The sequence below is a fragment of the Rhodococcus sp. T2V genome (assembly GCF_029269925.1).
Taxonomy (GTDB): Bacteria; Actinomycetota; Actinomycetes; order Mycobacteriales; family Mycobacteriaceae; genus Rhodococcus_F; species Rhodococcus_F koreensis.
In genome coordinates, this window is record NZ_JARJBD010000040.1 from 25292 (window position 1) to 42434 (window position 17143).

At 69.3% G+C, this 17143-nt stretch carries 18 protein-coding genes; 12 read left to right on the forward strand and 6 right to left on the reverse strand.

The window, feature by feature from the left end:
* Positions 1-122: 122 nt before the first annotated feature.
* The 7 genes from P3H15_RS28935 (at position 123) to menE (ending at position 4444) form a co-directional block, all read left to right on the forward strand.
* A complete protein-coding gene (locus tag P3H15_RS28935) occupies positions 123-572 on the forward strand; it encodes a hypothetical protein (RefSeq protein ID WP_072940431.1) in 450 nt (149 codons plus the stop codon).
* A gap of 3 nt (positions 573-575) precedes the next feature.
* Positions 576-971: a VOC family protein gene (locus P3H15_RS28940; protein WP_276140372.1), complete on the forward strand. Its 396-nt coding sequence runs from the start codon at positions 576-578 to the stop codon at positions 969-971.
* A 79-nt stretch (positions 972-1050) separates the two neighbouring features.
* A complete protein-coding gene (locus tag P3H15_RS28945; RefSeq protein ID WP_276140373.1) occupies positions 1051-2259 on the forward strand; it encodes an inorganic phosphate transporter in 1209 nt (402 codons plus the stop codon).
* Between the two features lie 10 nt (positions 2260-2269).
* Entirely contained in the window at positions 2270-2536 is a 267-nt protein-coding gene (locus P3H15_RS28950) for a hypothetical protein (RefSeq protein WP_276140374.1), read from the forward strand.
* Between the two features lie 46 nt (positions 2537-2582).
* On the forward strand, positions 2583-2936 hold the full coding sequence (locus P3H15_RS28955; protein WP_276140375.1) for a DUF3349 domain-containing protein: 354 nt from the start codon (positions 2583-2585) through the stop codon (positions 2934-2936).
* A 2-nt stretch (positions 2937-2938) separates the two neighbouring features.
* A complete protein-coding gene (locus P3H15_RS28960; RefSeq protein ID WP_005252058.1) occupies positions 2939-3238 on the forward strand; it encodes a DUF3349 domain-containing protein in 300 nt (99 codons plus the stop codon).
* Positions 3239-3298: 60 nt separating this feature from the next.
* Entirely contained in the window at positions 3299-4444 is a 1146-nt protein-coding gene (menE, locus tag P3H15_RS28965) for an o-succinylbenzoate--CoA ligase (RefSeq protein ID WP_276140376.1), read from the forward strand.
* Between the two features lie 209 nt (positions 4445-4653).
* On the opposite strand, the gene P3H15_RS28970 is transcribed toward menE, so the two are convergent.
* Positions 4654-5451, reverse strand: a complete 798-nt coding sequence (locus tag P3H15_RS28970; RefSeq protein WP_346348808.1) for a hypothetical protein — start codon at positions 5449-5451, stop codon at positions 4654-4656.
* Between the two features lie 237 nt (positions 5452-5688).
* Here P3H15_RS28970 and P3H15_RS28975 point away from each other — a divergent pair, with 237 nt between their 5' ends.
* Positions 5689-6681 carry an ATP-binding cassette domain-containing protein gene (locus P3H15_RS28975; RefSeq protein ID WP_276140377.1) on the forward strand — a complete coding sequence of 331 codons (993 nt, stop codon included), beginning with the start codon at positions 5689-5691 and terminating at the stop codon, positions 6679-6681.
* Positions 6678-7508: an ABC transporter permease gene (locus P3H15_RS28980; protein ID WP_276140378.1), complete on the forward strand. Its 831-nt coding sequence runs from the start codon at positions 6678-6680 to the stop codon at positions 7506-7508. The genes P3H15_RS28975 and P3H15_RS28980 overlap by 4 nt, the downstream gene beginning before the upstream one ends.
* Before the next feature lie 52 nt (positions 7509-7560).
* On the opposite strand, the gene tatA is transcribed toward P3H15_RS28980, so the two are convergent.
* Genes tatA through P3H15_RS28995 form a run of 3 tightly spaced genes read right to left on the reverse strand, consistent with a single transcriptional unit; the run spans position 7561 to position 10014 of the window.
* Positions 7561-7728, reverse strand: a complete 168-nt coding sequence (gene tatA / locus P3H15_RS28985; protein WP_012688899.1) for a Sec-independent protein translocase subunit TatA — start codon at positions 7726-7728, stop codon at positions 7561-7563.
* Positions 7728-8402, reverse strand: a complete 675-nt coding sequence (locus tag P3H15_RS28990; RefSeq protein ID WP_276140380.1) for a Rid family hydrolase — start codon at positions 8400-8402, stop codon at positions 7728-7730. The genes tatA and P3H15_RS28990 overlap by 1 nt, the downstream gene beginning before the upstream one ends.
* A gap of 31 nt (positions 8403-8433) precedes the next feature.
* Positions 8434-10014, reverse strand: coding sequence for an FAD-dependent oxidoreductase (locus P3H15_RS28995; protein ID WP_276140381.1), 1581 nt, complete (start codon positions 10012-10014; stop codon positions 8434-8436).
* A gap of 226 nt (positions 10015-10240) precedes the next feature.
* Between P3H15_RS28995 and P3H15_RS29000 the strand changes: the two genes are divergently transcribed.
* Positions 10241-11755: an APC family permease gene (locus tag P3H15_RS29000; RefSeq protein WP_276140382.1), complete on the forward strand. Its 1515-nt coding sequence runs from the start codon at positions 10241-10243 to the stop codon at positions 11753-11755.
* Positions 11755-12498: an IclR family transcriptional regulator gene (locus P3H15_RS29005; RefSeq protein WP_276140383.1), complete on the forward strand. Its 744-nt coding sequence runs from the start codon at positions 11755-11757 to the stop codon at positions 12496-12498. Before P3H15_RS29000 ends, P3H15_RS29005 begins: the two co-directional genes overlap by 1 nt.
* Here the strand turns inward: P3H15_RS29005 and P3H15_RS29010 are convergent.
* Positions 12454-15756 (reverse strand): BTAD domain-containing putative transcriptional regulator, encoded by a 3303-nt coding sequence (locus P3H15_RS29010; RefSeq protein ID WP_276140416.1) that lies wholly within the window; start codon positions 15754-15756, stop codon positions 12454-12456. The two genes, P3H15_RS29005 and P3H15_RS29010, sit on opposite strands and share 45 nt — an antisense overlap.
* Before the next feature lie 103 nt (positions 15757-15859).
* Between P3H15_RS29010 and P3H15_RS29015 the strand changes: the two genes are divergently transcribed.
* The gene (locus P3H15_RS29015) at positions 15860-16729 is read left to right on the forward strand and encodes a 1,4-dihydroxy-2-naphthoate polyprenyltransferase (protein WP_276140384.1); all 870 of its coding nucleotides are present in this window, start codon (positions 15860-15862) and stop codon (positions 16727-16729) included.
* A gap of 10 nt (positions 16730-16739) precedes the next feature.
* Here the strand turns inward: P3H15_RS29015 and P3H15_RS29020 are convergent, their stop codons facing one another.
* A complete protein-coding gene (locus P3H15_RS29020) occupies positions 16740-17120 on the reverse strand; it encodes a phage holin family protein (protein WP_072939943.1) in 381 nt (126 codons plus the stop codon).
* Positions 17121-17143: the final 23 nt, after the last annotated feature.

Genomic DNA, 17143 nt, shown 5'->3' on the forward strand with positions numbered 1-17143 from the left:
ATCCAGTCCAGCACCGGGCGAGCGGGTGGGAGTAGACCCTCGGAGGGTGAATTACGCGCCCGGATTCGCCGCGTCGGCAGGAGTGGGGGCGCGGCGTGCCCGATTCGGGCACACTGACCCACATGAGCATCGACCGCGAGCTCCCCGCGCCGGAACATCGCCGCCCGCCCGGAGTGAGTGACGACACCGTCGCCGCGCTCGGGAAGTTGTCCGAGGCCCTCGAAACAGTCGAACGCGCCCGCGGCCACCTCTACTCGTTCCATCAGCTGATCGGCCACGCCGATCTCCAGCTCGGTGAGGCCGTCGACGCACTGCGGGACGCGGGTCACACCGATGTCGCGGACCGGGTGCAGTCCGAGCTCGTCGGCCGAAACGTGGTCGAGGGCCGGTGGACATTCCAGATCGTCGAGGAGTTCGACGACCAGTACTGGTCGCCGCTGCGCGAGCACGAACGTGGCGCACGTCACGAACTCGCGGACGGACGACGGCACCTGTTCGAGGCAGAGATGAAGGAAGATCGACGCACACACGGCCGGACGGGACACGAAGCCCGCCCCGGCGAAGGAGGGTGACGGGTGGAAATCCTCAGCAGCAGGACGATTCTGCGGCCGCGCGACTACGCGACGACGCTGAGCTTCTACCGCGACATCCTCGGGCTGGCCACCGCCCGCGAATACCCGGGGGGCACCGTGTTCTTCGCCGGTCAGGGCCTGATCGAGGTTGCCGCGCACGGCGGAACGGGTGAGTCGACGTCCTTCGACGGCGCCCTCTGGCTGCAGGTTCGTGACCTCACCGCGGTCCAGACCGAGCTGGTCCTCGCGGGGGTGAAGATCGACCGCGAGGCCCGGCAGGAACCGTGGGGGCTGTTCGAGATGTGGATCGCGGACCCCGACGGCATCCCGATCGTGCTGGTGCAGGTTCCGGAGGATCACCCCATCCGCCGCGACACCCGCCCGAGGAGTGAGAACTGACGAAAGGCCATACGCAGGAGTGATTCTGTGCGCCTGACGTCAGCTGTACTTTTTCAGTTGAAATCCGCACAATCTGGGTGTGACCGCAGAGCTCGTAGTTCTCCTGGTGGTAGTCGTCACCGCCCTCGCTTTCGATTTCACGAACGGATTTCACGACACCGGCAATGCAATGGCCACCTCGATCGCGACGGGAGCTCTGCGACCCAAGGTCGCTGTCGCGCTCTCCGCATCGTTGAATCTCGTCGGCGCGTTCCTGTCCGTGGAGGTTGCGGCGACAGTCGCGAAGGGCGTGGTGAACCTGGGAGAAGTGGGCGGCGAGGATCTGCTGCTCATCGTGTTCGCGGGCCTGGTCGGCGGCATCATCTGGAATCTCGCGACGTGGCTGCTCGGCCTGCCGTCCAGCTCTTCGCACGCACTGTTCGGCGGTCTGATCGGTGCGGCCATCGCGTCCATCGGCATGAGCGGTGTCGAGTGGGGCGGGGTGCTCAGCAAGGTCGTCGTTCCCGCCGTTCTCGCCCCCGTGGTCGCGGCGCTGGTCGCCACCGCGGGCACCAAGCTGGTCTACCGGATCACCTCGGGCGTCCGGGAGGACACCAAGGAGCACGGGTTCCGCATCGGCCAGATCGGTTCCGCTTCCCTCGTGTCGCTGGCCCACGGAACCAACGACGCCCAGAAGACGATGGGCGTGATCTTCCTCGCACTGGTCGCGCACGGAAGCCTGTCCGCCGACGACGAGATGCCGTTCTGGGTGAAGCTCAGTTGCGCGATCGCCATCGCCCTCGGGACGTACCTCGGTGGCTGGCGCATCATCCGCACCCTCGGCAAGGGACTCGTGGAGATCGCCGCTCCGCAGGGCATGGCCGCGGAGTCCTCGTCCGCCGCCATCATCCTCACGTCCAGCCACCTCGGACTGCCGCTGTCCACCACCCACGTCGCGACCGGATCCATCCTCGGCACCGGACTCGGACGCAAGGGCGCCGAGGTCCGCTGGGGCATCGCCGGACGCATGGCCGTCGCGTGGCTGGTCACGCTGCCGTCGGCGGCGATCGTCGGCGCGGTGTGCTGGGTCGTCGCCCACCTGATCGGCGGTCTGCCAGGCGTTCTGGTCGTGTTCGCCGCCCTGATCCTGCTCGCCGGGTTCATGTACCTGCGCTCCCGCCTGCAACCGGTGACGTCCGGCAACGTGAACGCCGAGTGGGAGTCGGGCGAAGCCCACGCTCCCGCCGAACCCACCGAACCGGAAGTGGCCGAGACCGCGGACTCCGCCGGTCCCGCCGCGAACCGCTGAGGGGGCTCCCATGACACTGCTGACCACCACCGTTCACTCGCTCTGGCAGGTCGTCCTCGTCGGTCTGCTGTTCGGCGCCGGTCTGCCCGCGATCTTCGCGCTCGGACTGCGGTCGCTCGGCGGCGCGGACACCGCCGAGGGCACCTCGCAGCCGACCGTCGCAGGCCGGATCGGCGCCTGGGCCTGCTTCGCCGTGGTGCTGATCGCGATCATCACTGGGATACTTCTGTTGATGAAGGACTTCCTGGCCAGCAGCTTCGGTATCCACATCTTCTGAGCGGCGACCACGAGTCCCCGTTCCATCGACGAAAGAGGCCGAACGCGTGCCCAAGAACTCACTCAGCTCCGTGCTCGACTGGCTACGCGCCGGGTACCCCGAGGGAATCCCGGCGAAGGACCATTTCGCGTTGCTGGCCGTGCTGCGTCGCCGTCTCACCGACGAGGAAATCGAACAGGTCGTCGCGCTGTCGATCGAAACCGCCCACGAGACGCCGCAACGCCACGTCGACTACGACAATATTCGACGCCTCATCAGCGAGATCACCCACGAGGAACCGTCCGAGGAGGACGTTGCCCGGGTGACGGAGAACCTCGAGGCCGGGGGCTGGCCGGTCGGTACCGACGCCGAGGGCGGCGCCGACACCGGCGACACGGAAGAAACCCGCGACGCAGGCTAGCCATGAGCCTTCCACCGTTTCTCTCCTCCATCATCGGCTGGCTACGTGCCGGCTACCCGAACGGCGTGCCCGAGCAGGACTACATTCCGTTGTTCGCGCTGCTCACCCGCCGCCTGTCGGAAGACGAGGTGGATGCCGTCGCCGACGCCCTCGTCGAGGAGGGCGACCTGCCCATCGAGAAGACCGACATCCAGGTGCTCATCACCAAGGTCACCGACGAGTTGCCGCTGGAATCGGATGTCGACCGGGTGCGCAGCAACCTCGCCGCGGGCGGCTGGCCGCTTGCCGGGCCGGCCCAGTGATGCGCTGGCCGCTTGCCGGGCCGGCCCAGTGATGCGCTGGCCGCTTGCCGGGCCTGCCCAGTGAGCGAATTGCGGGTCCTGCCGGTCCCACCTGGTGACGGGGCTCTCGGCATCCTGCCGCAACTGTCGGCGATCCTCGACGGGACCGCGCCCGCCGCGCTTCCCGTGCCCGCCGCGGACGAGCGGGAGACCCGGCGGCTGACGGACGCATTGCGGCCCGGGGACCCGATCGACGACGGTGTCGCACTCGTGGTCGCGACGTCCGGGACGACGGGCGTGCCGAAGGGGGCGATGCTGTCCGCGGCTGCCCTCCGTGCCAGCGGTGAGGCGACGCACGCGCGGCTCGGCGGCCCGGGCGCCTGGCTGCTGACCCTTCCCGCCCACCACATCGCGGGCATGCAGGTGTTGCTGCGCAGTGTCCTCGCAGGCTCCGACCCGGTGGTGATCGACGTGTCCGACGGCTTCGACCCCGGCGCGCTGCCGGACGCCGTCGAGTCGATGTCCGGACCCCGCCGCTACACCTCGCTCGTCCCGACCCAGCTGGTCAAGGCGCTCGACCACCCCGAAGCCGTGACGTCGCTGGCCGCGCTCGACGCCGTCCTCCTCGGTGGCGCCGCGACCCCCGCCCCGGTCCTGCGACGTGCCGTCGACGCCGGGATCACCGTCGTCCGAACGTATGGAATGAGCGAGACGTGCGGTGGGTGCGTGTACGACGGGGTGCCCCTCGACGGCGCCCGCGTGCGAATCGACGGCGACGGCCGCGTCCTCCTCGGCGGCCCCATGCTGGCCTCCGGGTACCGCGGACTCCCCGACCATCCGGCGTTCGCGGAGCCCGGCTGGTTCCGCACCGACGACGCAGGCACCGTCACCGACGGCGTCCTCGCCATCTCCGGCCGACTCGACGAGGCCATCTCCACCGGCGGTCTCACCGTCGTCCCGCAGGTGGTCGAGGCGGCCCTCGTCGCGCACCCCGCGGTCCGGGAATGCGCGGTGATCGGACTCCCCGACGAACGACTGGGACGCCGCGTCGCCGCCGTCGTCGTCGCCGAACCCGGCACCGCACCGACACTCGCCGAACTCCGCACCTTCGTCGAACGCACCCTCGACTCCACCGCCGCCCCCCGCGAACTCCACCTCGTCGACGCCCTCCCCCTCCGCGGTCCCGGCAAGGTCGACCGGCGCGCGCTGGAAGCGCGGTTCGGCTAGCGGGTTCGCCCGTGCGCGCGGAGTTGCACACCGATTCGTCGGATTCCCGCGCAATTGCGTGTGCTTCCGGCAATTCGGTGGGAATCGACGGCTCACCGGCGCCGGGAGCGGGCACACGCGCGCTCGAATCGCGTCTTCACGGCGTCGAACCGTCCGAGGTCCGCCCATACCCACCGGATCACCTCGAGGCCCGTGTCCCGTATCGCGTCCTACCGCAACTTCTCCCTTGCCACGATGTCGCCCGCCTGCCCGGAGCCGAATCGGTACTTGCCCATGCCGTCGAACTCGCCGACTACTCCCCAGCGCTCCCAGAAGAAGTCGACGCGGCCGACGAACGCGCCGCCGTCGGTGCGCACTTCGTGCTGCAGGTCGGGCGCCGGCATCCCGCATTCGCGCATCCTGAGTCGGCTGAGCGACTCGCCCGGACTCTCGCTGCGTCCATCGAACAGTGCCACCGCGCGTCGCGCCGCCCCGATGCCTTTCCGCCGGCCGTGACGGTCCAGTACCGCCCGGACATCGTCGATCGACACGACGCCGCGGCGCAGGGCGGAGTCGCCGATCACGACGGCCTCGTCCAGAAGTTCCGAACGCGCGACGTCCGCCACGGTCCGGGCGAGCGACGTCACCGCAACGCCGTCGATCTCGGTGACGTCGTCACGGCCGAGCGGAGCGATATGCATGTGCAGCGTCGCGGTACGTCGCCCGCCCGATCGTCGCTCCCGGCTCAGATGCACCCGGTCGAGGTTCACCGCACCGACGTCGAGTCCGTGGAGGACGGCGGCGGACGCATGGCTGACCACTATCCCACCACCGTGCGCCACCACGGCCGCCGCGACCCGTGCGCGGTGCATCCCGCCCGGGTCCAGTGCTGCCGAGTGGTCGCCGTCCAGGTAGGCGCCCGCAGCCACGGAAACCAGTTGTCCCGTCGTCCTGGCGCGTCGCAGTTCCGGGTCGGTCATTCCGTCGGCCAGTGCATGACGGCGAAAGATCAGGTCCTGTGCTCTCATATCGAGCATCGTGCCCGGTGCTCGACGCCGGTCGCCGTCTCCGACCAGGGGAAACAGTCGGCCTGTGGATAACCGAGAGGCTGTGGAATTCCACAGCCGCACACCGATGCGTCAGATGCGCACGCAATTGCGGCTGATTCCGGCAAATGCCTGTGAATCCGCCCTGAGAGGCCGTTCGCGGGCCCGTGCAAGAGGCGTGCAAGCCCGCTGCAAGTGGGGGGCTGCATCGTCTAGGGCATGAACCTCACTGCAACTCCCCCAGCCATCGAGGCCGACGGGCTCGTGAAGCTCTTCGGCCGCCAGCGCGCCGTCGACGGCGTGAGCCTGTCCGTGCCGACCGGGTCGGTGTACGGAGTGCTCGGCCCGAACGGCGCAGGCAAGACCACCACGGTGCGGATGCTTGCGACGCTGTTGCGCCCGGACGGCGGCGAGGCCCGGATCTTCGGCCACGACGTGGTGCGCGAACCGAATGCGGTGCGCTCGCTGGTCGGTGTCACGGGCCAGTACGCGTCGGTCGACGAGGACCTGTCGGCGGTCGAGAATCTGGTGATCTTCGCCCGGTTGCTCGGACTGAGCCGGGGCGACGCACGACGCAAGTGCACGGAACTGCTCGAGGAGTTCGACCTCACCGAGGCGGCGACGAAGCCGCTGAAGAATTTCTCCGGCGGCATGCGACGTCGCCTCGACCTGGCGGCCAGCCTGATCGCCCATCCGCCGCTGTTGTTCCTCGACGAGCCGACGACGGGCCTGGACCCCCGGACGCGTGCGCAGATGTGGGACACCATCCGCCGACTGGTCGCGGACGGGTCGACGGTGCTGCTCACCACGCAGTACCTCGACGAGGCGGACCAGCTGGCGGATCGGATCGCCGTCATCGACCGCGGGAAGGTGATCGCGGACGGCACGGCCGACGAGTTGAAGGCGTCCGTCGGCGTCTCGTCGCTGCAGTTGACGCTGGCCGATCGCGGACAGATCGACGACGCGCGTTCGGTGATCGCACACACCCTCGGCGCGGATGTGGCGATCACACCGGAGATCGGCCGCCTCACCGCACCGATGACCGATCCGTCGCTCACCGTGGAACTCCTGATCCGGTTGCGCGACCACGGGATCGCCGTCGACGAGATCACCGTCCAGAAGCCGAGTCTCGACGAGGTCTTCCTCACCATCACCGGCCACGGCGCAGAAGACACTGCCGCCGACGCCGATACCGAACGGAGCGTCGCATGACCACCACCCTCGAATCCCGCGCACACGCGGGCCCGCAACCGATTCCGGAGGCCCGGAACCGGATCAGCCTCGAACAGTCCGTCGCCAACACGCTGACCATGGCGTATCGGGGACTGCTCAAGATCAAGCACAACCCGGAGCAACTGTTCGACGTCGTCGTCCAGCCGATCATCTTCACATTGATGTTCACGTACATCTTCGGTGGCGCCATCTCCGGCGACGTGGCGTCGTATCTGCCGATCATCATCCCCGGCATCCTGGTTCAGACGGTGATCACCACGTCGATCGTGACCGGCACCCAGTTGCGGGAAGACATGGACAAGGGCGTTTTCGACCGCTTCAAGTCGCTGCCGATCGCCCGCATCGCGCCGCTGTCCGGCGCCCTCCTCGCCGACGTCGTGCGGTACGGCATCGCCACGACCATCACGTTCACTGTCGGTATCGCGATGGGATACCGGCCGGGCGGCGGTGTCGTCGGAGTGGTGTCGGCCGGTGCGCTCGTCGTCGTCTGCGCCTTCTCGATCAGCTGGATCTTCGCCCTGATGGGCGTCCTCATGAGCAAAGCATCCTCGGTGCAGGGCATTTCGATGCTCATCCTGTTCCCGCTGACGTTCATGTCCAACGCGTTCGTGCCTGCGAACACGATGCCGGGTTGGATGCAGGCGTTCGTGAACGTCAATCCCGTGTCGCACGTCGTGACCGCGGTGCGGGAACTCGTCAACGACGGCCACTTCGGTGTGCACGTCGTGTGGTCGCTGCTCGGCGCCGCCGTGATCGTCGCGATCATGGCACCGCTGACGGTCCGGACGTACATGCGTAAGGCCTGACACCTCGAGAACGAGCGAGCCGGTGGACGCGGGGTCCACCGGCTCGCTTCGCTTATTTCTCCGGTTCGGGGGCGTCCGCCTGCAACTCCCCCACCTCGGTCTTGAGGATCCGCATCGACCGTCCCAGGCCGCGGGCGGCGTCCGGGAGCTTCTTCGACCCGAACAGCACCACGAGCACCACCGCGATGATCGCCCAGTGGCTCGGGCTCAGCGCCCCCACTACTGCGGCTCCTCACCGTCGGGGTACACGGCGTCCACCTCGACCTCGACGAGCCAGCCGGCGGCGGGCAGGCTCGCGACCTCGAGCGCGAACCGGCTGGGCCGTGCGGAGTTCCGTTCCATCGGGGCGGCCGGTTCGGCGGTGCCGAGCGGGACGAGTTCGGTGTCGCCGGTGTCGAGGTTGGTGTTCGCGAAGAACTGCCGGTAGGCGCGGTTCCACCCGGCGTAGTCGGCGCGGTCGGTGCCGGGGGCGTTGTCGAGGAACACCCGCATGGTCACGACGTCCTCGAGCGTGAGGCCCTGCGCCTCGAGATTGTCGCGAATCCGCTTCAGCGCGTTGATGCCCTGCGCCTCGGTGATGGTGACGCCGGCCGGGAGTGCGCCACCGGCGAACACGTCGGTGTCGATGTACGACTCGGGGGTGCCCTCGGGTGCGGCCTTGTTGGACGCGCCCGGGCCGATGCCACTCGACTTGTAGACGGCGGTGCCGCCGCCGATCGCGACACCCTGCGCGATCATCGGATTCGCCTCCCCAGCTTCGAGAACGGACTTGGAGACGAACGTGCTGCCGGGCGCTTCCGCTGCCGCTTCGTCGGAGGAGCACGACGTCGCTCCAGCGATCAGAGCGGATGCGGCGATCGCGGCAATTACGGCCTTGGTACGAAAAGACTTCACAGTGCACAACTCCTGGTTCGGGGGGAAAGGGTCACGCTTCCTGGGCCACGCGCTCGTGGATGTGGGTGACGACGTCGCGGGCGGACGTCAGGGCGCCGTGCTGCCAGGCGATGGCGTTGGACAGGTGGTCGCCGGCGAAATAGATCTTGTCGACGGGTTCGAGCAGCTTCTCGTACTCGGGTGTGGCGGCACCGCCGTGCGAGCCGCCGCTGCCCGCCCAGTTGGCCCAGGCACTCTCGGAGTACTTGGTGCGCCGCCAGCTCCCCGAGAACGACGAGGAGATGTCGCGGGTGTACTTCTCGCCGTGGATCTCCGAGCCCTCCGCGATCGCCTTGGCGAGCCGCTGGCGGTGGGTGAGGGACTCGAACGCCTCCTGCCGCTTGCCGCTGCTGTAGTAGGCGACGACCACTCCTCGGTCGGAGTTGTAGTGGTCGTACGGGAACATGATCTGCGAGATGTCCTTGTCGGTGTTGGACGCGCCGCCATAGATGCGGTCCTCCGTCTCCCACCACCGGCGCGAGTACTCGATGCCGAGCTTTCCCGACGAGGACGGTTTCGCCGCCTTCAGCGCGGTGAGCACGTTGGCGGGCAGGTTGTTCTGCAGTCGGCCGACGAGGTGCGGCGGGATGGTGCAGATCGCGTAATCGGCGGTGATCGACTTCCGCGCGCCCCCTGCGGTGTATTCGACGGTGACACCGCCGGACACGTTCTTCATCGACGTGACCTCGGCGCCGAAGACGATGTTGTCGGTGCCGATCCGGTCTTGAAACGCATAGTAGATCCGGTCCATCCCGCCGACCGGGGTGAACATCATCATCGCCTGGTCGTAGCCGAAGTCGAAGCTGAAGTTGCGGCCGATGCCGCTGCGGATCACTTCCTGCATCGCGAACGGCTTCTTCTCGGTGCCGAAGTTCAGGCCGGCTCCGGGCTCGGAATCGTAACCGCGGCGGGATGATCCGAGGTAGCGGCCGTCGTCGGACAGGTCGCCGAAGTCGCTGAGGAACTCCGACAGCGCGTCCTTGTCCTCCCGGGTCAGCATCTGGTCCAGGGCGCCCTGATCGGTGGCCTTCTTCAGCAGTTCCGACATGTAACCGAACGTGTCGGCCTTCGCCGCCCGGTAGGTGACGGACTGTCCCGACAGGGACGTGTCGCTCGCGTAGTTCACGAACGTGTTGGCGTTCTGGTTGCCGAAGCCCTGGATCTCGACGCCGAGTTCGCGGCAGTAGTCGAGTGTGATGTGGCTCTGCGGGATGCGGGTGGCGCCGACGTTGTAGAAGTGGCCGTCCGAGAACGTGCACTTCTGGGTCTCGCCGTTCAGGTCGGTCTCCTCGGTGCCGCCCCGGGCGGTCCAGACGCGGCCGCCGGGCCGGGTGCGGGCCTCGAGGACCGTCACCGTGTATCCGGCCTTCTGCAGTTCGAATGCCGAACACAGACCGGCGGGGCCGCCGCCGAGCACGACCACGGAGTGGCTGCCCTTCACCTTGCCGATGAGGTCGCCGGCCGCAAGCGGCTGGAAGGCGCGGGCGGGAGCGGCGGTCGACGGTGCGAGCCCGAGCGTCGACATCGCGCCGTACGCGAGGCCCGCGCCCCCGGTAGCCCCGAGGCCCTTCATGAAAGATCTACGTGTGAATGCCAATTCGCGCTCCCATTCTTGCGCCCGGCGACCCGGGTAACTTGTCCGGATTCATCCTGGGAGGCAAGCGAGTCGGGAAGTTGTCGACGCCGAAACAGTCTGAGGCCGGCGAGCGAGAACGGGCGCGAGCCGTTCTCACTCCCGAGTCAGCGTTCGACCCGCAACCGAAACTTTCCGGCAACACGACCCGGCTAGTTTCACGCGCATGTCAGCCCTTTCCGACGCCATCGCGCGTTCGTTCGCCGCCGGCGAGCCCGCACGTGCGGCCCTGTCGCCTCTGCGTGCGCTCGGCAGGCGACAACTGTCGGGCGTCGAGGTTCTCGCCCAGTCGGTCGCGACGACGGCGCCTGCAGTGTCGATGGTGGTGCTGCCCGTCACCATGTTCACCCACCAGATGCTGCTGAGCGGTCTGATCACGATCGTCGTCGCGACGGTGGTGGTGTCCTTGATCGCGGTGTGCGTCTCGCAGTTCACGCGGCGCATGGCGGCCGCGGGCGGTCTCTACAGTTTCGTGTTCCAGGGCCTCGGCACCCGGGCCGCGCTGACAGCGGGCGTCGCGATGCTGACCAAGTACGTCGGCAGTGCGGTGATGACGCTGTATCACGGCGGACAGGCCGTGATCGCGACGCTCGGCTTCTTCGGGCTGGAATTGCGCGAACCTTCCGAGCGCCTCCTCGTGTACGCGGGGATCGCGATCGTGATCCTCGGCTGCCTGGTCCGTGGGGTGCGGTTCGCGGCTCTCGCGATCCTCGCCGTCGAGTCGTGCTCGTTGCTGTTCATCGCCGGCCTGATGATCGTGACCGGCGCGGGCGGCCAGCACGCCGCGGTGCCGCCGTCCGATTCGGCGTACGGGCCGCTGCTCATGACGCTGGCCGCGGTGTTCGCGCTGGCCGGGTTCGAGAGCGCCACGTTCTTCGGCCCGGAGGCCAAGCGGCCGCTCGCCACCGTGACCCGCACCGTGATGCTCACGCCGATGATCTGTGGCGGCCTGTTCATCTTCTCGGCGTGGGCCGCCTGGTCGGGTCGCGCCGACACGCTGGTGAACGCATATCTCCACGGCACCGCTACCGGGGTCGACCCGGCCGTGGTGATCGCCCTGAACCTCGGGTTGGGCACGTCGTGGCTGGCGTCCGCGATGGCGTCGTCGAATGCCGCGTCGCGCCTGCTGTATTCGATGGGGATCGAAACCGTCGTCCCACGCCTGTTCGCCCAGGTGCACCGCGGTTACCGCACCCCGTACGCGGCTCTGGCCGTCGTCGTGTGCGTCGTGTGCGCGGGTGCCGCGACGTTCGGCCTCGTCGGCAAGTCGGCCGGGTTTTCTCACGTGCAATTGATCGCCAGGACGGCGGTGGTCGCGGCGTACGTGCTGGTGGCGGTGGCGTCGGTGCGGTTCCTCAGCCGGATCGGGGAGCACACTCCCCTCGTCCTGGCGGCCGGAGTCGCGGGCAGCGCCGCCGGCGGAATCGTGCTGGCCTACATGCTGTTCGTGAACGTGGCCCACGGTTTCACGATGGTTCCCGCCGTGGTGCTGGCCCTGTTGCTGTCGGGTTCGGCGTGGCAGTTGTATCTGAGGTGGCGCCACCCGGCGAGTCTGCGGTCGGTGGGGGTGTTCGACACCGCGGAAACGGACGACGTGCTGCCGGGGGCCGGGGTGTTCGCGACGGATGCCGCCGGGAACCTCGCGTTGACGGCGGCTGGACGCACGCCCGGGTCCCGGTGATGGGCGCCCGAGCCGGGGAGATCGCGGGCCACGAACCACGCGCCGTGCAGAAAGCGCTCGCCCTGCTCGAGGCGGTGGCGCAACTCGGGTCCGGGGCGACGGCGAAAGACATCGCCGCGCACGCGGGGATCCCCCCGGCCACGGCGTACCGGCTGCTCAATCTTTTGACCGCCGACGGCTATCTGGTGCGGATCGCCGATCTGTCCGGGTTCGCGCTGGGCCGCCGGACCCGGCAGCTGGCGGGGGCGGATGTGGCGCCGGACCCGGTCGACCATCACGCCGTGCTCGAAGAACTGCGGGAACAGGTGCGTTTCGGGATCCATTTGGCGTCGTTCGCGGGTAGCCGGGTGCGATTCGTCGACCGCGATCCCGACCACGAACTCAGCGGCGAGAACACGATCGCCGCGCACCTGCACGCGTCCGCGATCGGCAAGGTCCTCCTCGCGTCCCGTCCCGAACTGGTCCCGCCGAGCCTGCGCCGGGTGACGTCGTCGACCATCACCGACCTCGGCGCGCTGCGGGGCGAACTCGACGCCGTCCGGCACACCGGTTCGGCCCGCGAGGTCGACGAGGTGCGCGTCGGCCGCAGCGCCGTCGCCGTCCCGGTGCACGACGCGCAGAACGCGGTGACCGGTTGCCTCGCGGCGATCGGGAAGACGGGACGGCTGGCGGTCGACGACCCGGAGCTGACCGACCTCCTACGCTCCTGCGCGGCGCGGGTCGGCGGCCGGGTGCCCGCCTGACGCGAGGTCGCGACTCACGGCGGCGAGCACTTCCAGAATCTCGGCGTGCACCGCGCGACGTGACCACGCGCCGAACCTCGCCTGCGCCGACGTCCAGCGGTCCGCCTCGACGTTCTCGAGTGCGAACGCGACGTGCCGGTGGTGTTGCAGCGAGACGCTGTCCTGCCGGGCGCGCGCCGGGACGGACAACGCCAGCAGCGCGAGACCGCATTCGGCGTCACCGCGCGCGATCTCGAAACATCCGATGCCCGCCGCGACGGCGCCGGTGACCGGCAGATCCGGATATGCGCCCACACCCAGCCGGGACCGTGCCCAGTCCGCGAGCTGTGGAACGACGTCCACCATCATCTCGGACCGGCCGTGCAGCACGTGGGCGGACACCACCGAGGCCGCCAGCACCAGTCCGTACGGATCGGCATAGGGTGCGGCCGTGATCCGGGGGTACATCAGGTCCAGCGCCTCCCGGTATCGGGCAAGCCCCCGTTCGACGTCGCCGTCCGCCAGATCGGCTTCCGCGAGACTGCCGATGGCTGCTATCCGCCACTCGTCCTGCTGGTCGTCCGTCCCCGCGCCGGGACCGCGATGCTCGAGCAGGGTCTCGGCCAGCACCTTCCGGCCCGCCTCCACGTCGCCGTCCGCGATCAGCGCGGAGGCCTGGAAACCCCACAGCTGATTCGCCTCCTCCTGCGCGCCCAGTGTCCGCAACTTCTCGACCGCGACCTGATACAGCCCCACCGCGTCCCGGTAACGTCCGGACTGGCTGTACAGCGAGCCGAGGAACTGTGCCGCCATCGCCGTGCCCCACACGTCACCGATCGCGGCGCACAGTTCGGAGACGGCCCGCGCGTCGCGCACGGCACCGCGGAAATCGCCGAGGTTCTCCCGCATGCTGGCTCGCGCTGCCAGCGCCGCCGCATGGGTTTCCCGATCGTGCGAGCGCACCCCTTCCGCGACCGCCCTGGCGTGCCGCCGCCCCGAACCCAGGGACAGGATGACATTCACCGCGAAGGAGGAGACCGGCGGCAGATCGGCGCGTCCGCGGAGGAGGTGCCGCAAACGCGTCCGGGTGCGGGCGAGGGTGCGGGCCTGACCGCCGAACACCAGATGCATCGCCGCGAGCAGGAACGTGTACGCCACCAATTCCGAGTCGACGTCGCTCAGATCCGCGTCTTCCGTTGCCGCGAGGATCCGCGGCGTCCAGTTCATCACCTCCGAGTGCGCGCCCCGGATGGCCCACAGGCCACCGAGCACCGGGAACACGATCGCAACCGTCTCGGCGTCGCCGCGTTCCACAGCCCACCGGAGCACGGCGAGGAAGTTGTCGTGGTCGGCGTCGATGTCGTCGGCGAGCGCGACCTGGTCGGCACGGCACCGCACCAGCGCCTCCGACGCGAACGCGTGTGCCCACACTCGCTGGCGGGCAAACACTTCCGGCTCCTCGGCAGCCTCGGCGAGTCGCTCCTCGCCGTACTCCCGCACCGTCTCGAGCATGTAGTAGCGCAGCGTGTCCGACGTCTCCGACACCGACAGCAGCGACTGGTTGACGAGGCCCTCGACGGCCTCCACGACATCGTCGACGCCGTCCCATTCCGCGATCGTCCGGGCGGCGTCGAGGGTGAAACCGGCCGGGAACCGGCAGAGCCTGCGCAGCGCGATCTGCTGCTGCTCGCCCAGAAGCTGCCAGCTCCAGTCGATGACGGCGTGCAGGGTGCGGTGCCGTTCGGGCGACGTCGGGTCGTGCGAGCGCAGCAGCGCGAACCGGTGCTCGAGCCTTCGTCCGATGTCCTCGACGCTCATGCTGCGCACCCGCGCAGCGGCCAGTTCGATTGCGAGTGGAAGGCCGTCGAGGGTGCGGCAGACACTGCGCACGGTCTCCGGGTCGAGACGCGCCGTGGGCCGTACGGCGCGGGCCCGGGCCGTGAACAGTTGCACGGCGGGCGCATCGTCGTCGTCGATCGCCAGCGGCGGCAGCGGGTACACCGCCTCGGACGCGAGCATGAGCGGTGATCGGCTGGTCGCGAGGACGGTCAGCTGATCGCCCGCGGCCACCAGGTCGGCCACGATCTCGGAGCAGGCCCCGACGACGTGCTCACAGTTGTCGAGAATCAGGAGCATGGGTCCCGCCGACAGCGCTTCCCGGAGCTTTTCCCGCGCGGAATGGATGCGGCCGAGGGTGAGCCGTCCCGGCGCGATGTCGATTTCGCTGAGGCCGAGGGTGCTGCTGATCGCCGCGACGACGTCCTCACTGCTGCGCAGCGACGCGAGTTCCACCAGGGCCACGGACGTCCGCGCGGCGGCCCGCGCACCCAGTTCGTGCGCGAGCCGGGTCTTGCCCGCACCGCCCGGTCCGAGGATGGTCACGACACGCGAGGACGTGAGCAGTCCCTCGATCTCCACCACGTCGGTGTCACGCCCCAGCAAGGCGTTCGGTGCTGCCCGGAGGCCGATCGCCGTGCGGTCCGGCGCCGCGGGCCGCCTGCCGTCCGACTCGGGTGCGCCGTCGCCGCGCAGGATCTCGGCGTGCAGGGCGACGAGGGCGGGCGACGGGTCTGCTCCCAGCCGATCCACCAGCCGCCTGCGGAAGGTCGCGAACACATCCAGTGCCTCGTTGTCGCGCCCGAGCCCGGTGAGCACGCGCATGAGGTCGGCGTGCGCCCGCTCGTCGAGGGGCTCGGCTGCCACGTGGGCCTGCGCCTTCGGCAGAGCGGTCGCCCAGTCTCCGGCCTCCACCAGCGCCGCCCGGTCCGCGGCCTCGAGCCGGCCCCGGATCACCGCGGCGTCCGCTGCGAGTTCCGTTGCGGCCGCACCCTCGGGCAGGTCGGCGCCCGGGTCGCCCCGCCACAGCGCGAGCGCGTCGCGGATCTCGTCCGGCCCGGCGCCGCCGACGTGACCCCGGCCCTGTAGTCGGCGGGCCACGTCTTCCGCGCGGGTCAGGTCGACGGCGTCCCGGGACACCGCCAGCCGGTATCCGGCCGGGCCGATCTCCAGCGCCCCGTCCGGCAACGCCGCCCGCAGCCGGGAGACCTGGGTGTGCAGCGCGTTCATCGGGGACCGCGGCGGATCCTCGCCCCACACCTCGTCGATGAGGGCCTGCGCGGACCGGCTCCGGCCGGGATCGCGGGCGAGGGCAACGAGCAGGCTGCGCGCGCGGGTGCCGGGGAGCGGTGCGAGCGCGCCCGATCGCCGCGTCGATACCTCACCCAACAAGGCGACCTGGATCGGTGCGCTTGCCGGTGCCACCGTCTCGTCCACGCTCATCTGCTGGTCCACCGCGTTCGATGGTATTGCACCGAGCGGACGCGAACTTCTCGAAGTTCGGTGTGGATGCGGGCGCCTTCTCGCTCGGTGCAAAGATCGGTGCATGGCAACGGCTGCTCAATGGATCGAAGGCGCTCGTCCGCGCACCCTCCCGAACGCGATCGCCCCGGTGCTCGTGGGCACCGGCGCCGCGGCATCGCTCGGCGGCGCGGTGTGGTGGAAGGCGGTACTGGCACTGGTGGTCTCTCTCGCGTTGATCGTGGGAGTCAATTTCGCCAACGACTACTCGGACGGAATTCGCGGCACCGACGACGAGCGCGTCGGACCGCTGCGGCTCGTCGGGTCCAAGCTGGTGAAACCGGCGGCGGTGAAGGCGGCGGCCATCGCCTGCTTCGCGGTCGCCGCGGTGGCCGGCCTCGTCCTCGCCGTCACCACCGCGTGGTGGCTCGTGCTGATCGGCGCCCTGTGCATCGTGGGCGCCTGGTTCTACACGGGCGGCACGAAGCCGTACGGGTACAGCGGCTTCGGCGAGGTCGCCGTCTTCGTGTTCTTCGGTCTCGTCGCCGTCCTGGGCACCCAGTACGTGCAGGCCGAGACGATCGATTGGGCCGGGGTGGTGTCCGCGGTCGCCGTCGGGTCGTTCTCGAGCGCGGTTCTCGTCGCCAACAATCTGCGGGACATTCCCACCGACACCGAATCCGGCAAACGCACGCTCGCCGTCCGGCTCGGCGACTCGCGTACCCGCATCCTGCACCTGGTCACGCTGACGGTCCCGTTCGTCGTGACCCTGGTCCTGGTGCTGCGCACCCCGTGGGCGCTCGTCGGACTGCTCGCGCTGCCCCTCGCCGTCCGGGCGAACGCCCCCGTCCGCTCGGGCGGCCTGGGCCTCGCACTAATTCCCGCGCTGCGGGATTCGGGGCTGGCGATGCTGGTCTGGGGCGCCGCCACCGCCGTGGCCCTGTCGGCCGCCTGAGCGGCCCCGGTCAGTCGCCGTCCGGCAGCAGGATGCCGAGGACGAAGTTGACGATCGAGATGATCAGACCGCCCCACACGGCCGTCCAGAAGCCGTCGACGGTCAGGCCGTACTCGGTCTGGGAGCTCAGCCACGCGGTGAGCAGCAGCATCAGGGCATTGATCACCAGGGTGAACAGGCCGAGCGTCAGGATCAGCAGCGGCAGCGACAGCAACTTCACCAGCGGCTTGACGAAGATGTTGACGACGGTGAACACCAGCGCGATGCCGAGCAGCACCACGATGTCCCAGCCGGTTCCGTTGCCCGAACTGGAGATGTCGATACCCGACACCCAGGCTGCCGCCAGCCAGATCGCGAACGCGTTGATGACGAGGCGTACCAAGAAGGTCATGCGTGCATGCTGGCACACCGATC

Coding starts and splice junctions, on each gene's coding strand:
- P3H15_RS28935 (WP_072940431.1), top strand. CDS start 123: ATGAGCATCGACCGCGAGCTCCCCGCGCCGGAACATCGCCGCCCGCCC.
- P3H15_RS28950 (WP_276140374.1), top strand. CDS start 2,270: ATGACACTGCTGACCACCACCGTTCACTCGCTCTGGCAGGTCGTCCTC.
- P3H15_RS28960 (WP_005252058.1), top strand. CDS start 2,939: ATGAGCCTTCCACCGTTTCTCTCCTCCATCATCGGCTGGCTACGTGCC.
- P3H15_RS28970 (WP_346348808.1), bottom strand. CDS start 5,451: ATGAGAGCACAGGACCTGATCTTTCGCCGTCATGCACTGGCCGACGGA.
- P3H15_RS28975 (WP_276140377.1), top strand. CDS start 5,689: ATGAACCTCACTGCAACTCCCCCAGCCATCGAGGCCGACGGGCTCGTG.
- P3H15_RS28980 (WP_276140378.1), top strand. CDS start 6,678: ATGACCACCACCCTCGAATCCCGCGCACACGCGGGCCCGCAACCGATT.
- P3H15_RS28995 (WP_276140381.1), bottom strand. CDS start 10,014: ATGAAGGGCCTCGGGGCTACCGGGGGCGCGGGCCTCGCGTACGGCGCG.
- P3H15_RS29000 (WP_276140382.1), top strand. CDS start 10,241: ATGTCAGCCCTTTCCGACGCCATCGCGCGTTCGTTCGCCGCCGGCGAG.
- P3H15_RS29005 (WP_276140383.1), top strand. CDS start 11,755: ATGGGCGCCCGAGCCGGGGAGATCGCGGGCCACGAACCACGCGCCGTG.
- P3H15_RS29010 (WP_276140416.1), bottom strand. CDS start 15,756: ATGAGCGTGGACGAGACGGTGGCACCGGCAAGCGCACCGATCCAGGTC.
- P3H15_RS29015 (WP_276140384.1), top strand. CDS start 15,860: ATGGCAACGGCTGCTCAATGGATCGAAGGCGCTCGTCCGCGCACCCTC.
- P3H15_RS29020 (WP_072939943.1), bottom strand. CDS start 17,120: ATGACCTTCTTGGTACGCCTCGTCATCAACGCGTTCGCGATCTGGCTG.